This is a genomic window from Streptomyces sp. CB03238, assembly GCF_002099185.1.
Lineage (GTDB): Bacteria > Actinomycetota > Actinomycetes > Streptomycetales > Streptomycetaceae > Streptomyces.
Window position 1 is genome coordinate 54,985 of record NZ_NBCN01000016.1, and the last position, 14,339, is coordinate 69,323.

Genomic DNA, 14,339 nt, shown 5'->3' on the forward strand with positions numbered 1-14,339 from the left:
GCGCCGGGCGAGGCGTCACTCGCGTGCCGTCTCGTCGATCGCGGGCATCGCCTCGCCGTCGGGATGCCATCTGCCGAGGAACGCGGCCTGCCGGCCGGCATCGACGAGCTCGACGCGCGCACCGATGCTGTCCACGCGGTGATAGACGAACGGCCGGCCATGGGGACAGCCGGAGAAGTCGACGGGCAGGCCCGCCTCCTCCAGGCGCCGGGAGCCCTGGCGGACGTCGCTGGACCAGAAGCCGAGGTGATCGAACCTGGCTCCGGCCGACGCGTCCCACGGGCTGCCCGGCGGGCCTTCGATGAGTTCGATGAACGGCGGCCCGCCGGTGGTGAACACGATGCGGTAGTCCCACTCGCCCAGGCGGTCGGAGAGCGGATCACTCCACTCGACCCCGGCCGAGCGCGTGAAGTCCAGCATCGCCCGTTCGAGGTCCGGGACGGCGAAACACACGTGGTAGAAGGCAGTCATCCGTCCATGATCGGACATCCGCGCACGGCTGAGCCGGCCTCCTCCCCGGCGGCGCGCAGCACCGGGAAGCGGCCGCGGCGGCGGCGCGCGCCGGGGTGGAAGGCCAGCACGATCAGCCGGGACCCCGGGGCGGCCAGCGGCTGCGCGGCGCACATGGTCACCCACCCCCGGCCCAGGTCCGGGTGGCGCAGCGGCCGCTCGTCGCCGTCCAGGTGGGTGTAGGCGCTCGCCGACTCGTACAGGGGGGCGGCCACCGGGTCGGCCAGGACGTCCTGCTCGATCGCGCACAGGGTCTTGTCGGACGGATCGGCGGCGAGCGCGACCCGCAACTGGGGGAGCACCACGGGCGCCCACGCGGTCTCCCAGTCCGTCAGGACGGTACGGGCCTCCGGCTCGACGGCCATCCACCGCATGGTGTTGGCCGGAACCCGGCGGTCCGGGAAGAGCGCCTCGAAGGCGGCGTTGTGGGCGAGCAGGTTCCAGGAGCGGTCGTTGATGTACGCCGGGTGGTGGACGCCGTCGAGGATCTCCTGCCAGATGCCCGGAAGCTCCTCGCCGGAGCGGAAGTCGAGCGGGCGGGGAGGGTCCTGGCCCAGCGCGTACCGCCACAGCGCGATCCACTCCTGCTCGTTCATCCGGAACAGCCGCGCCACGTCCTGCAGGAGATCGACGGGCGGGTTCGGGTAGCGGCCGGACTCCAGGCGGCCGTAGGTGTCCGGGGCGCGGTGCAGGATCTGGTCGATCTGTGCCTGCGAGAGCCCGCGAGCGCGCCTGCCCTGCCGCGTGGGGCGCGACAGGCCCTGGCTCTCCGGCGTGATCGACGCCCGGCGCTCGCTGAGCAGGAGACGCAGTGCAGCCTTGTCCATGACGTTTCTTCCCCAAGGGGGCGGCCGCCGGTTGTGCCGTGGCCGCCGTGGTGTGCCGTGGGCCGTTCCGGGAAGAGGAGCCCGGGAGGGCCACACCGGTACGCTGGCCCGTCGTACGTCAGCGATCAAGCGTCTGTGTGGTGCGTACATGCGCACGGCGCACACACGCAGGCGTCAACGGGGGCATGGGGCGATGGACCAGGACAATTCCGCGCGCGGCCAGTCCGGCGCCCGCGCCGGTGCGCAGGCCGACGCGCGGGACAGCCTGTCGGCGGCCGCGAAGGCGCTGTACGCCGGGATCACCCGGGGCGAGCCGGTCGGCGCGGCGGACGACGCCGCGCTGCGGGAACTGCTGGCGTGGCGCCTGGTCGCCGTCGACCCCGACCGGCCCGAGGCGCCGATCGCCCTGGACCCCCAGGAGGCGGGCCGGCGCCGGCTCGACGAAGGGCTGCGCGAACTGGCCGCCCGGGCGGCCGGCATGGCCGCCGTACCCGACGTCGCCGACGAGCTCGCGCTGCACTTCGAACGCGCCAAGTGGCGTTCCGGCTCGGGCAGCGAGTTCCTCGCCGAGCCCGAACAGGTCGGCGCCCGGATCGGCGAGGCCGCCGGGCAGGCCGAGACCGAGCTGCTGATCGCCCACCCGCTCGGCCCGCGCGGCACCGACGTCATGGCGGCCGCGCTGGCCCGGGACGCCCGCGCCCTGGCCCGAGGGGTGAGCGTGCGCACCCTGTACCGCGACGGTGAGCGGGACGACCCCGCGACCCGCGACCGGGTGACCGGGCTCACCGCGAAGGGCGCCCAGTTCCGTACGCTGGCCGCCCCCTTCCAGAGCTGTGTCGTCGTCGACCGGCGCCAGGCGTTCATCCCCGACCACGTGGTCAACTCCAGTCCCACGCACGCCGCCTGGCACGTCATGGACCGGGCCCTGGTGGCGTTCATCGCCGAGGGGTTCGAGGACGCCTGGCGCCGCGCCGACATCTGGTACGGCGACGCCCGGCGGGCCGTCCCCGACGGCGGGACGGGACTGACCCACCGCCAGCGCGAGATCCTCATCGACACGGCGGCCGGCATCGACCAGCGCATCACCGCCCGGCGCCTGAGCATCGGCCTGCGCACCCTCACCAAGGAACTCGGGGTGCTGCGCGCCCGCTGGGGCGCCCCCACCCTCGCGGCGCTCTCCTACCAGTGGGCCCTGTCCGCCGAGCGGCGGCGAATGGCCGAAGAGGCGGCCGGGCCGGAGGGGTGACGATCCGGCCTCCGGCGGCCGCGCGATGGCCGAAGGTTTTTCACCGAAGAAGCATCAGAAGAAATCGCTGGAGGATTGCTGCATCCTGGACGAGTTGATCGGCACGTCCTCCGGGTACCGGCCGGTCCACGAAACCGCTATTACGGGGGGCGTTGTCCGCGCCTCATGCCAGAAACGGGCAACGCAGGGCACGGGCAGCGTGTCCTGCCGGGCATCGCGTGGATACCGCAAGGTCGAGCCAGGGCCTTCCGGGCCGCCACACCGGATCATCGGTACGTCCCCCGTGATAGGGCGGCCTCCAGTCGGCCGAGGGGCAGTTGCCCGGGACCAGGCCCCGTCGGGCCGGTCTTGCCGGGCTCGCGTGCCCTGGCACGCGCATCTGCGGCGTTGTCGTCGGTCGCCGATGTCCCCCGTAGCCCTTCGGGCACGGGAGGTGCCCCCACCGCAGTGGCTCCCCCCTCCGCCTTGCATCTGCACGCACCAGACCCCGCTCACTGATCCGGCCTGACGACCGGACAGGACCTAGCCGTTCGGCGCCATCCGCGTGCGCGTCCAGGCGAGCAGGTGCTCGGCGGGCCAGGTGTTGATCACCCGGTCGGCCGGTACGCCGCACTCCTCGGCACGCGCGCAGCCCAGGATCTGCCAGTCCAGCTGCCCCGGCGCGTGCGCGTCGGTGTCCACCGCGAAGAACACCCCGGCGTCCACGGCCTGCCGCAGCAGCCGCCGCGGCGGGTCCAGCCGCTCCGGACGGCTGTTGATCTCCACCGCCGTCCCCGACTCGGCGCACGCCGCGAAGACCCGCTCCGCGTCGAACTCCGACTCCGGCCGCTTCCCGCCCACCAGCCGGCCCGTACAGTGCCCCAGCACGTCCACCAGGGGATTGCGTACGGCCTTCACCATCCGCCGCGTCATCGCCGGAGCGTCCATCCGCAGCTTGGAGTGGACCGAGGCGACCACCAGATCGAGCCGGTCGAGCAGCTCGTCCTCCTGGTCCAGCGAGCCGTCCAGCAGGATGTCGCACTCGATGCCGGTGAGCATCCGGAACGGCGCCCACCGCTCGTTGAGCTCCGCCACCACGTCCAGCTGCTCCCGCAGCCGCTCCGCCGACAGGCCGCGGGCCACCGTCAGCCGGGGCGAATGGTCGGTCAGCACCACCCACTCGTGGCCCAGCTCCGCCGCGGCCCACCCCATGGCGTCGATCGGGCTGCCGCCGTCCGACCAGTCGGAGTGCGTGTGGCAGTCGCCCCGCAGCGCCGCCCGCAGCGCCACGCCCCGCTCCGGCGCGTCGCCCTCCGCGCCCTCGGCCTCGCTCTCCAGCCGCTTCAGATACGCCGGTACGTCCCCGGCGAGCGCCTCCCGCACGACCTGCGCCGTCTTGGGCCCGACGCCCTTCAGCTGCTCCAGGGTCCCGGCCGCCGCCCGCCGCGCCGCCTCGCCCTCACCGAGCGCGGACAGCGCCGCCGACGCCGTACGGAACGCCTTGACCCGGTACGTCGGTGCCTGTGAGCGCTCCAGCAGGAAGGCGATCCGGTCCAGCGCCTCGACGGGGTCCATCACGGGCCTCCTCGCCTGTCCGGGCCCATCCGGGCCTCTCCGGGCCGCGACGACGGGCCGATCTCGCACCACACCGCCTTGCCCTCGCCGCGCGGCTCCACCCCCCAGCGCAGCGCCAGCGCGTCCAGCAGCAGCAGCCCCCGACCCGACGTGGCCGCCTCTCCCGGCGTACGGCGCCGGGGCCACGCGCTGGAACGGTCCTGCACCGTCAGCCGCACCCGCCGCACCGGTTCCGGCAGCACCTCCAGGGTCAGCACCGCGCCGCCCTCCGTGTGCAGCAGCACATTGCCGAGCAGCTCCCCGGTCACCAGCTCGGCGTCGTCGGCGAAGCCGCGCATGTCCCAGTCCCGCAGCGCCCGCCGCACCACCGCCCGTGCCTCCGACAGCCCTTGCGGGTCCGCCTGGTGGATGTACTGGTGGATGCGCGGCGCCCGTGGCGTACCCGGGTCCGGGCTGCGCCGCAGCACCAGCAGCGCCACGTCGTCGCCCGCCCCCCAGCGCTCCCAGAACCGCTGCGAGAGATGGTCCGCCAGCGCCTCCGCGCCCGGCGGCCCGCTGCTCACCGCCGCCTCCAGCGCGGCCATCCCCTCCCCGATGTCCACCCCGGGCTGCTCGACCAGCCCGTCGGTGCACATCACCAGCGTCTCGCCGGGCACCAGGTCCAGCCGCGTCTCGGGGAACTCCTCGTCCCCGAAGACCGACGCCACCCCCAGCGGCAGGCCGCCCGGCAGCTTCGGCTGCCCCACGCGCCCGTCCGTGTGCCGGATCAGCAGCCCCAGGTGGCCCGCCCGCACCGCCCGTACCGTGCCGGAGTCCAGGTCCACCTGCGCGTACGTACAGGTCGCGAACCGCTCCGTGTCGAGTTCGGCGAGGAACCGGGACGCCCGGGCCAGCACCGTGGAGGGGGCGTGGCCCTCACCGGCGTACGCCCGCAGGGCGATCCGCAGCTGGCCCATGATCGCGGCGGCGTGCGTGTCGTGGCCCTGGACGTCGCCGACCACGATCCCCACCCGCCCCCGGGGCAGCGGGATCACGTCGTACCAGTCGCCGCCGACCTGCCGGCCGCTCCACGCCGAGTGGTACCGCACGGCGATCTCGCCGCCCTCGACGGCCGGGATGCGGCGGGGCAGCATCGTGGCCTGGAGACCGGTGGCGAGCTCCCGCTCCTCGTCGAAGAGGATCGCCCGCTGGAGCGACTGGGCCACGATGGCGGCCAGGCCCAGCGAGAGGTTCCGCTCGTCGGCGCTGAAGGCGGTGCGCCCCCGGTAGAACAGCGCCATCCCGCCGAGCGTGCGCGCCTGGGCGACCAGCGGCAGGTAGGCGGCCGCCCGGAACCGCAGCCGCCCGGCGAACGGGGCGAGCACCGGATAGTCCTTGATCAGCTCCTGGAACGAGCTGCTGAACAGCGGGCGCCCGCTCAGCACCGTCTCCGCCAGCGGCATCCCCGGTTCCAGTCGTCGCACCCGCAAATGCTCCAGGACGTCCAGGGACTCACCACTGAGCGCGATGATGTTCAGCGAGCCGTTCTCCACCAGACCCAGCGCGAACCCGTCCGCGCCCAGCCGGGCGAGGCCCCCGGGGCCGGTCAGCGCGGCCGTGACGTCGTCCACCGTCACCGCCCGGGACAGCGCCTGCGTGGTGCGCTCGACCATGTTCGTCTGCCGCTGCCTGCGCTTCTCCAGCTCCAGCACGAACGCCGAGTGGGTGATCTCGGACGTGGCGTCCCGGACGATCCCGACGATCCGGTGCGCCCGGCCGTCCCGGTCGCGCAGGATGCGGGCCTGGACGTGCGTCCACTGCACCGACCCGTCGTCGAGCGGGATCTGGAACCGCGCGGCGTACGAGGACCGGCCGCTGACCAGCGCCTCCTTGATCACGGCGTCCAGGCGGGCGCGCTCCTCCGGTTCCAGCCGGTGCACCAGGGAGGCGGGCCGGGAGTCGAACGTGCCGGGCGCCAGGCCGAACACCAGCAGTCCCGCCTCGTCGATGTCGATCGTGCCCGCGTCGAGATCCCAGTCGAAGCTGCCCGTGCGGTTCATGGCGAGCCGCTCGGTGGGCCCGATCTCGCCGCTGTGTGCCCGGTTGTCCGTCATCCCCCTCATTGTCGAGCCGGTCAGGTGGGAACGCCAAGGCGTCGGTCCGGCCGGGTGGGCCAGGCCCGGCGCCGTCCCGGTGGGTTGACGCCTCAACCGCCCCTGCCTATCTTCCTGTTCGAAGTCCTGGTCAATGTCCGATATCTCGAACAACTGAAGAAATCCAGGAGCACACACATGGCACCCATACGGCCGAGGCTCGTCCTCGCGCTGGCGGCCCTCATGGTGGGCACGGTGATGGCCGCCCCCACCAGAGCCGATGCACCGCCCCCGGCCGACTACTCGCTCACCGTGTCCCCCGACCGGGCCGGCCCGGCGATCGATCCGACCATGTACGGCGTCTTCTTCGAGGACATCAACAACGCCGCCGACGGCGGCCTGTACGCCGAACTCGTACAGAACCGCTCCTTCGAGTTCGGCCCCGCCGACAACCGGGCCTACACCCCGCTCACCGGCTGGCAGCAGACCGCGACCGGCGGCGCCACCGGCACCGTCCAGGTGGTGAACGACGCCGAGCGCCTGAACGACCGCAACCGCAACCACCTGCGCCTCGGCCTCGCCGGAACCGGCGGCTCCGGCGCCCGCTTCGGCGTCGTCAACAGCGGCTACGGCGCCGGGATGGCGCTCAAGGAGGGCGCGCGCTACGACTTCTCCGTCTGGGCGCGTACGGACAGCGGCGCGGGCGCACGCCTCACCGCCGAACTGCGCTCCTCCGACGGCACCGTCCTGTCGTCGCCGCTCGGCATCACCGTGCGCGGCGACCGGTGGACCAAGTACACCGGCACGCTGACCCCCAAGGTGTCGGCCACCGGCGGCCGCCTCGCCGTCACCGCCGCCGGCAGCGGCACCGGCCCCAGCACCGTACGCCTCGACATGGTCTCGCTCTTCCCCCGCGACACCTACAAGGGCCGGGCGAACGGGCTGCGCAAGGACCTCGCCGGGAAGATCGCCGCCCTGAAGCCCGGCTTCGTCCGCTTCCCCGGCGGCTGCCTGGTCAACACCGGCAGCCACCGGGCGTACGAGGCCCCGGACTGGGAACGCCGCCGCTCCTACCAGTGGAAGGACACCATCGGCCCGGTCGAGCAGCGGGCCGTCAACGCCAACTTCTGGGGCTACCACCAGAGTTACGGGCTCGGCTACTACGAGTACTTCCAGTTCGCCGAGGACATCGGCGCGATGCCGCTGCCCGTCGTCCCCGCCCTCGTCACCGGCTGCGGCGAGAACAAGGCCACCGACGACCCGGCGCTGCTGAAGCGGCACATCCAGGACACCCTCGACCTGATCGAGTTCGCCAACGGCCCCGTCACCACCGAGTGGGGCCGCAAGCGGGCCGCCATGGGCCACCCCAGGCCCTTCGGCCTGACCCACCTGGGTGTCGGCAACGAGGAGAACCTGCCCGACCAGTTCTTCGCCCGCTTCACCGCGTTCCGCGAGGCCATCGAGGCGAAGCACCCGGACATCACCGTCATCTCCAACTCCGGCCCCGACGACGCCGGAGGCGTCTTCGACCGCGCCTGGCAGCTGAACCGTGAGGCCGGCGTCGACATGGTCGACGAGCACTACTACAACAGCCCGCAGTGGTTCCTGGAGAACAACGACCGCTACGACGCCTACGACCGCCAGGGCCCCAAGGTCTTCCTCGGCGAGTACGCCTCCCGCGACAACCGGTTCTTCAACGCCCTGTCCGAAGCCGCCTACATGACCGGCCTGGAACGCAACGCCGACGTCGTCAAGCTCGCCTCCTACGCCCCGCTGCTCGCCGACGTGGACAACACGCAGTGGCGCCCCGACATGATCTGGTTCGACAACCACCGCTCCTGGGGCTCCACCAGCTACGAGGTGCAGAAGCTGTTCATGAACAACACCGGCGACCGGGTGGTCCCCAGCCGGGCCACCACCACCCCGGCCGTCTCCGGCCCGATCACCGGCGCGGTCGGCCTGTCCACGTGGGCGACGAGCGCCGCGTACGACGACGTGGAGGTCACCGCCGCCGACGGCACCACGCTCCTGAAGGACGACTTCTCGGCCGGTGACGCCCGCTGGACGCGGGCCGCCGGGCGCGGCGACTGGGCGGTCGTCGACGGCGCGTTCGTCCAGTCCGACACGGCCGCCGAGAACACCCTGGTGACGGCGGGCGACAGCGGCTGGCACGACTACGACCTGCGGCTCAAGGCCACCAAGAAGGCCGGCAAGGAGGGCTTCCTGATCGCCTTCGGGGTGCGCGACACCGGCAACCACTACTGGTGGAACCTGGGTGGCTGGAACAACACCCGCTCCGCCGTCGAGAAGTCCGTCGACGGCGGCAAGGAGACGCTGGCCGACAACGGCACCACGATCGAGACCGGCCGGACGTACGACCTCCACGTCAAGGTGCGCGGCCGCCAGGTCACGCTCCACCTCGACGGCAAGGTGTGGGGGAGCTTCACCGACGACAAGGCCGCCGAACCGTTCCGGCAGGTGGTGACCCGGGACAAGGGCGACCTCGTCGTCAAGGTCGTCAACGCCCAGGCCGTGCCCGCCCGGACGCGGATCGACCTCGGTACGGCGAAGGTCGCCCCGGCCGCCCGGCTCACGACCCTCCAGGGGGCGCCGGACGCCGTGAACACCGCGGACGCCCGGCCGGTCCGGCCGCAGGAGTCGACTCTGCGGGGGATCGGAAAGGAGTTCACGTACACCTTCCCGGCGCATTCGGTCACCTTCATGCGCGTCAAGACCGGGTAGGGGCTCAGAGCCGCACGTTTCACTACTCTGGCCGGGGAGGGCGCGCCTGCCCTCCCCGGCCCTTCCACATGCGCGTCGAAGCGCTTCGACGCATTCCCTGGACAGGTCATCGTGGCGGCTCTAATCTCGGGTGAACCCGTCGAAGCGCTTCGACTCCCTGCCGCCCCATCCGACCTGGAGAGCTGAATGGTCACCCTTGCCGACGTCGCTCAGCATGCCGGAGTCTCCGCCAGCACGGTGAGCTACGTCCTCAGCGGCAAGCGGTCCATCTCCGCCTCCACCCGCGAACGCGTCCAGCGCAGCATCGAACAGCTCGGCTACCACCCCAACGCCGGCGCCCGCGCCCTCGCCAGCAGCCGGTCCAACATCATCGCCCTGATGATCCCGCTCCGCACCGACATGTACGTACCGGTGATGATGGAGATCGCCATCGCCGTCGCCACCACCGCCCGCGCCCACGGCTACGACGTCCTGCTGCTGACCGGCGAGGAGGGCCCCGCCGCCGTACGCCGCATCGAGGGCAGCGCGCTCGCCGACGCGATGATCCTGATGGACGTGGAGCTGGACGACGACCGGCTCCCGCTGCTGCGCGAGGCCGCCCGGCCCGGCGTCCTCATCGGCCTGCCCGCCGACACCACCGGACTGAGCTGCGTCGACCTGGACTTCGAGGCCGCCGGCGCCCTGTGCGCCGAACACCTCGCCTCCCTCGGCCACCGCGAGATCGCCGTCATCGGCGAGGCCCCCGCCGTCTACGAACGCCACACCGGCTTCGCCGAACGCACCCTCGCCGGCCTCCGCGACCACAGCCACGACCTGGGCCTCCGCCTCCTGCACCGCCCCTGCGAGGGCAGCTACGCGGCCGTCGCCGCCACCCTCGCCCGCGTCCACGACGAACGCCCGGGCACCACCGCCTTCGTCGTCCAGAACGAGGCCGCCACCGATCCGCTCCTCGCCCTGCTCCGCCAGCAGCGCCGCGCCGTCCCCGAGGACGTGTCGGTGATGGCCATCTGCCCCGACCAGGTCGCCGCGCACGCCTCCGTACCGCTCACCTCGGTCGCCGTACCCGCCCAGAAGATGGGGCAGTACGCCGTCCAGCAGGTCGTCGCCAAGCTGGAGGGGCGCGGCACCGACGAAGTCGTCCTGCTCGCACCGGAGCTGACCGTCCGCGACAGCACGGGCCCCCTCAGCGCACGCTGAACCGCAGGACGCGCTCCTCGCCGGCCACCAGGGTGAGCGACTCCGCGCCGTCAGGCCTCCTCAGATCGATCCGCACCGTACGGGACGGCCGGATCGTCGCCGTGCACGTCCCCTCGCCCCACACCAGGTCCACCTCGGCGCCGAAGCCGGTGCGGATACCGCGCAGCTCGCCCGCCGGATGGGCGGCGGGCAGCGCGGGCAGCAGGACGAGGCGGTCCGGCGTGGACTGGACGAGCATCTCGACCAGCAGCGCGGGCAGGGCGTGCGCGGCGTCGGCGTTGTAGACGTCCCGCCCCGGATAGTGCGCGCTCATCAGCGAGACGTGGAAGAAGTCGCCGCCCAGGACCCGGCCGAGAGCGGCCGCCGCCCGCTCCCCGTCCCGCAGCCGCGCGGCAACCAGCGCGTGGTGGAGGTGACCGTGGGCGGAGTCGTTCTCGGCGCCGCGCAGCTGAAGCGCCCGGTGCGCGGCGCGGGCGAGCCCGGGGGTGTCGTACGGGTTGATCTCGCCGAGCGGCCACACCGGGTACAGGTGGCTGAGGTGGCGGTGGACGTAACGGTCGCCCAGCCCCGGCCACGCCCACTCGGCGAGCGCGCCGTCCTCGTTGATCCGGTAGCCGGGCAGCCGGCCGGCGAGGGCGCGCAGCCGTGACGCGTGCGCCGGGTGGTGGTCCGCCGCCGTGGTGAGGGCGTGGCGGGCGGCCGCGATGTCCATCGTCGCGTTGAGCGCGCCCCAGCTTCCGCCCACGGGCCGGTTCTCCGGGGAGTACGAGGGCACGATCACGATCCGCCCGTCGGGGGCGGTGCGGGTGAGGAAGTCCTCGTAGAACAGGGCCACTTCGGCGAGGGCGTCCGTCAGGCGGGCATCGGCGACGCCGGTCGTCCCGGCGGCCTCCAGCAGCGGGTGCAGCAGCCAGTCCGCGCCCGCCGTCCACAGGTGCAGCGGGTAGGCGCGCTGGAAGTGGTACGTGTGCCCCGACACGCCGTCCGTGTGGGACGGCGCCACCACGCCCCGGGCGCCGAAGATCGCCCGGGCGTTGTCCCGCCAGTCCGCCAACTGCCCGTACACCAGGGCCGCGTGGGCCTCGGTGACCTCCGGGAGGGCGGCGGCCGCCGCCGACGCCACCTGGAGGTTGAGGTTGGCGTTCGTGGTGAACGCCCCGGACCACGCGGTGTTCCAGTCGCCGGTCCACAGGCCCACCAGGCGGGGCGGCAGCATGCCGCTCGCCGACAGCAGGTGGTAGCGGCCCGCTGCGAAGAGCCGCTCCACCAGGGCGGGGCTCGTGGCCTTCAGGAGCAGCTCGCCGCCGGGCAGCGCGCGGTCGGCCGGGCTGCCGCCCAGATCCAGCGCGACCCGCTCGTACGCGGTGCGGTGCAGCCGCTCGTGCCGGGCGAGCAGCCGCGCGTACGCGTCCAGGGGCGCCTCCGCTCCGGCCGTCAGGGCGCGCAGGGACGCCATCTCGGCCGGGACGTCCAGGTCACCGGTGTGGCGGCGCACCCGCGTCAGCAGCAACAGGCCCGTCGCCCCCGCCACCTGGACGCCGCCCGGGCCGACCGAGGCGCGGCCACCCGCGACGACCGCCAGGGTCACGCCCGTGTACGACACGTCGCTGCCGGGGTAGCGGGCCCGCAGGGTGAGCAGCGCGCCGCCGTCCGGGGACAGGACGGTGCCCCGGCCCACCGCCAGGGCGCCCGGGGCACCCGGCAGCCGGGGGTCGAGGGTGACCGTGGCGGTGACGGGCCCGCCGCCCACGTACTGGACGATCACGTCGTCGGCGCGGGAGACGAACACCTCGCTGGCGCGGCCGGCGCGGACGGAACGCACCACACCGGTCGCGAAGTCGACCGAGCGGCGGCAGCCGCCCGTATCCGGGGCGTCCCGCCGCACCCGTACCTGGAACGCCGGATGGAAGGCGCCCACCCAGCGCAGCTCACGCCCGTCCGTGAACCGTTCGGCGGCCTCCGTGTCACCCGCCAGCAACCGGTCCTGGAGCCCCGGCAGTTCGGCGGCGAGCCGTGGCGGGGCGGTGTTCTCCACCGGCCGCACCAGCGCGTGGTGGTTGACGACCACCCGATCGTCGTCCGGATCGCCGAACACCATGGCGCCGTGCCGGCCGTTGCCGCTCAGGAACGCGTCCTCCCAGCGGCCCGCGGGCCGGGGCTCCCACGTGCCGTGCACCGGGCCCCTCACCGACCGGTCTCCCGCAGCACCGCCACCCCGTACCGCTCCAGAGAGACCGCCCCGCGGACCTCCGCGCCGGTCAGCACCTCGCGGTACACACCCGGCACGCCCACCCTCACCGGCTCCCGCCCATGGTTCAGGACGAACAGCAGCGCGCCGCGCCGCACCGCCTCCACGCCCGCCGGCAGCCCGTCCAGGACCGGCCGTACGCCCGCCTCCCCGGCCACCCGGGCGAGCAGGTCGCGCAACGCAGACGGCACCGGCAGCGTCGACACGTACCAGGCACGGCCGTGGCGCAGCACCGCCGGGAGCCCGTCGAGCTCCCCGCCCCGGTACGCGGCGACCACCTCCCCGCCGTCCGCCGCCAGCTCCTCCGACCACAGGGTGCCGTCGAAGCCGTCGCACCCGACGGTCTCACCCGCCTCCAGCGGCCACCACTCGTGCACCGTGCCGATGCCGAACAGCGCCCGCAGCCGCGCGTCCATGCCGCCCTCACGCACCCGGTCGTCGCCGTCGGCGACCCCCGTCAGGAAGCCGGACACCAGGGTGCCGCCGCCGCGTACGTACGCCACCAGGTTGCCGATCACCCGGTCGGTGAGCAGGTACAGGTGCGGGACGACGACCATCCGGTAACCGGTCAGATCGTGCTCGGGGTGGGCGAAGCCGGTGGCGAGGTGCGCCTCCCACAGGGCGCGGTGCCAGGCGCGTACGACCTCCTCGTAGGCCACCTCGGTGGACAGCCGGCCGTCCTGCTGACCGGCCCACCAGGAGTCCCAGTCGTGCAGCACCGCGACACCGGCCGTGGTACGCGTGCCCGCCACCTCGGGGGCGAGCGCGGCGAGCTCGGCACCGATCCGCTTGACCTCCTGGAACGTACGGCTCCGCTCACCCGCGTGGGACACCATCCCCGAGTGGAACTTCTCGGCGCCCTGGCGGGACTGGCGCCACTGGAAGTAGCAGATGGCGTCCGCGCCGTGGGCGACGGACTGCAGGGACAGCAGCCGGTTCAGGCCGCGCGGTCTGGGGTGGTTCACCCCCCGCCAGTTGACCGGGCCGGCCGCCTGCTCCATCACCATCCACGGGCCGCCGCCCGCCTGCGACCGCGTCATGTCGCCGATCATCGCGTTGTACTGGCCGCCCAGCGGGTCCTTCGGATCGGGGTAGACGTCGACCGACACCACGTCCTCCCGTCCCGCCCACGCCCACGCGTCCTGCCCCGGCCACAGCGGCATGAAGTTCGTCGTCACCGGGATGTGCGGGGTGTGCCCGGCGACGATGTCGCGCTCCGCGACGTAACACTCCATCAGCGCGTCGGACGTGAACCGCTTGAAGTCCAGTGTGTGGGCGGGGTTGCGCAGGTACTGGGCGCGGCGCGGCGGGATGATCTCGTCCCAGGTGTCGTAGCGCTGGCTCCAGAAGGCCGTGCCCCACGCCTCGTTGAGGGCGTCGAGGGTGCCGTGGCGGGCGTGCAGCCAGCGCCGGAAGTGGCGGGCGGTCTCGTCGCACCAGCAGTGCGTGCAGTACTCGTTGTTGATGTGCCACATGGTGAGGGCCGGGTGCGCCCCGTACCGCCGCGCCAGGTCCTCGGTGATGGCGGCGGCGTACGAGCGGTAGGTGGGGGAGCTGGGGCAGAAGTGCTGGCGCGAGCCCCACCACACGGTCTGCCCGTTCTCGTCGCGCGGCAGCGTCTCGGGGTGGCGCGCGCCCATCCAGGGCGGGGGAGAGGCGGTCGGGGTGGCGAGGACGACCCCGATGCCGTGCGCGTGCAGGAGGTCCATCAGCCGGTCGAGCCAGCCGAAGTCGCGGGCACCGGGGCGGGGTTCGAGCCGGGACCAGGAGAAGACGCCGAGCGTGATGGAGTTGACGCCGGCGTCCTTCATCAGCCGGACGTCGTCCTGCCAGGTCTCCTCCGGCCACTGCTCGGGGTTGTAGTCGCCGCCGAACAGCAGGCGGCCGCGGGTGGTGTCGTCGAGCGAGGGCATCGGGCGGGGTCTCCAAACGGGTTCGGCGGG

General features: G+C 73.3%; 9 protein-coding genes. 3 read left to right on the forward strand and 6 right to left on the reverse strand.

The annotated features are described in order from the left end of the window. Positions 1-15 precede the first annotated feature (15 nt). Both BKD26_RS26750 and BKD26_RS26755 read right to left on the reverse strand, forming a co-directional pair. Positions 16-471, reverse strand: a complete 456-nt coding sequence (locus BKD26_RS26750) for a VOC family protein (RefSeq protein WP_084903088.1) — start codon at positions 469-471, stop codon at positions 16-18. Then, a complete protein-coding gene (locus BKD26_RS26755) occupies positions 468-1,337 on the reverse strand; it encodes a helix-turn-helix domain-containing protein (RefSeq protein ID WP_084903090.1) in 870 nt (289 codons plus the stop codon). The genes BKD26_RS26750 and BKD26_RS26755 overlap by 4 nt, the downstream gene beginning before the upstream one ends. Positions 1,338-1,530: 193 nt before the next feature. On the opposite strand from BKD26_RS26755, the gene BKD26_RS26760 reads away from it, so the two are divergent. After that, the gene (locus BKD26_RS26760; RefSeq protein WP_084903092.1) at positions 1,531-2,583 is read left to right on the forward strand and encodes a hypothetical protein; all 1,053 of its coding nucleotides are present in this window, start codon (positions 1,531-1,533) and stop codon (positions 2,581-2,583) included. A 522-nt stretch (positions 2,584-3,105) separates the two neighbouring features. On the opposite strand, the gene BKD26_RS26765 is transcribed toward BKD26_RS26760, so the two are convergent. Together BKD26_RS26765 and BKD26_RS26770 are read right to left on the reverse strand one after the other, a co-directional pair. Continuing rightward, on the reverse strand, positions 3,106-4,137 hold the full coding sequence (locus BKD26_RS26765) for a PHP domain-containing protein (protein ID WP_084903095.1): 1,032 nt from the start codon (positions 4,135-4,137) through the stop codon (positions 3,106-3,108). Then, positions 4,137-6,230 (reverse strand): SpoIIE family protein phosphatase, encoded by a 2,094-nt coding sequence (locus tag BKD26_RS26770; protein ID WP_084903098.1) that lies wholly within the window; start codon positions 6,228-6,230, stop codon positions 4,137-4,139. Before BKD26_RS26770 ends, BKD26_RS26765 begins: the two co-directional genes overlap by 1 nt. 222 nt (positions 6,231-6,452) lie before the next feature. On the opposite strand from BKD26_RS26770, the gene BKD26_RS26775 reads away from it, so the two are divergent. Continuing rightward, positions 6,453-8,951, forward strand: coding sequence for an alpha-L-arabinofuranosidase C-terminal domain-containing protein (locus tag BKD26_RS26775; protein ID WP_241518870.1), 2,499 nt, complete (start codon positions 6,453-6,455; stop codon positions 8,949-8,951). A 186-nt stretch (positions 8,952-9,137) separates the two neighbouring features. Further along, positions 9,138-10,148 (forward strand): LacI family DNA-binding transcriptional regulator, encoded by a 1,011-nt coding sequence (locus BKD26_RS26780; protein WP_084903103.1) that lies wholly within the window; start codon positions 9,138-9,140, stop codon positions 10,146-10,148. Here the strand turns inward: BKD26_RS26780 and BKD26_RS26785 are convergent. Together BKD26_RS26785 and BKD26_RS26790 are read right to left on the reverse strand one after the other, a co-directional pair. Further along, positions 10,135-12,336: a glycoside hydrolase N-terminal domain-containing protein gene (locus BKD26_RS26785; RefSeq protein WP_107418017.1), complete on the reverse strand. Its 2,202-nt coding sequence runs from the start codon at positions 12,334-12,336 to the stop codon at positions 10,135-10,137. The genes BKD26_RS26780 and BKD26_RS26785 overlap by 14 nt on opposite strands. After that, positions 12,333-14,309 carry a beta-galactosidase gene (locus BKD26_RS26790; RefSeq protein ID WP_084903108.1) on the reverse strand — a complete coding sequence of 659 codons (1,977 nt, stop codon included), beginning with the start codon at positions 14,307-14,309 and terminating at the stop codon, positions 12,333-12,335. Before BKD26_RS26790 ends, BKD26_RS26785 begins: the two co-directional genes overlap by 4 nt. Between the last annotated feature and the right edge of the window lie 30 nt (positions 14,310-14,339).

Coding starts and splice junctions, on each gene's coding strand:
- BKD26_RS26780 (WP_084903103.1), top strand. CDS start 9,138: ATGGTCACCCTTGCCGACGTCGCTCAGCATGCCGGAGTCTCCGCCAGC.
- BKD26_RS26760 (WP_084903092.1), top strand. CDS start 1,531: ATGGACCAGGACAATTCCGCGCGCGGCCAGTCCGGCGCCCGCGCCGGT.
- BKD26_RS26765 (WP_084903095.1), bottom strand. CDS start 4,137: ATGGACCCCGTCGAGGCGCTGGACCGGATCGCCTTCCTGCTGGAGCGC.
- BKD26_RS26775 (WP_241518870.1), top strand. CDS start 6,453: ATGGTGGGCACGGTGATGGCCGCCCCCACCAGAGCCGATGCACCGCCC.
- BKD26_RS26770 (WP_084903098.1), bottom strand. CDS start 6,230: ATGACGGACAACCGGGCACACAGCGGCGAGATCGGGCCCACCGAGCGG.
- BKD26_RS26755 (WP_084903090.1), bottom strand. CDS start 1,337: ATGGACAAGGCTGCACTGCGTCTCCTGCTCAGCGAGCGCCGGGCGTCG.
- BKD26_RS26790 (WP_084903108.1), bottom strand. CDS start 14,309: ATGCCCTCGCTCGACGACACCACCCGCGGCCGCCTGCTGTTCGGCGGC.
- BKD26_RS26750 (WP_084903088.1), bottom strand. CDS start 471: ATGACTGCCTTCTACCACGTGTGTTTCGCCGTCCCGGACCTCGAACGG.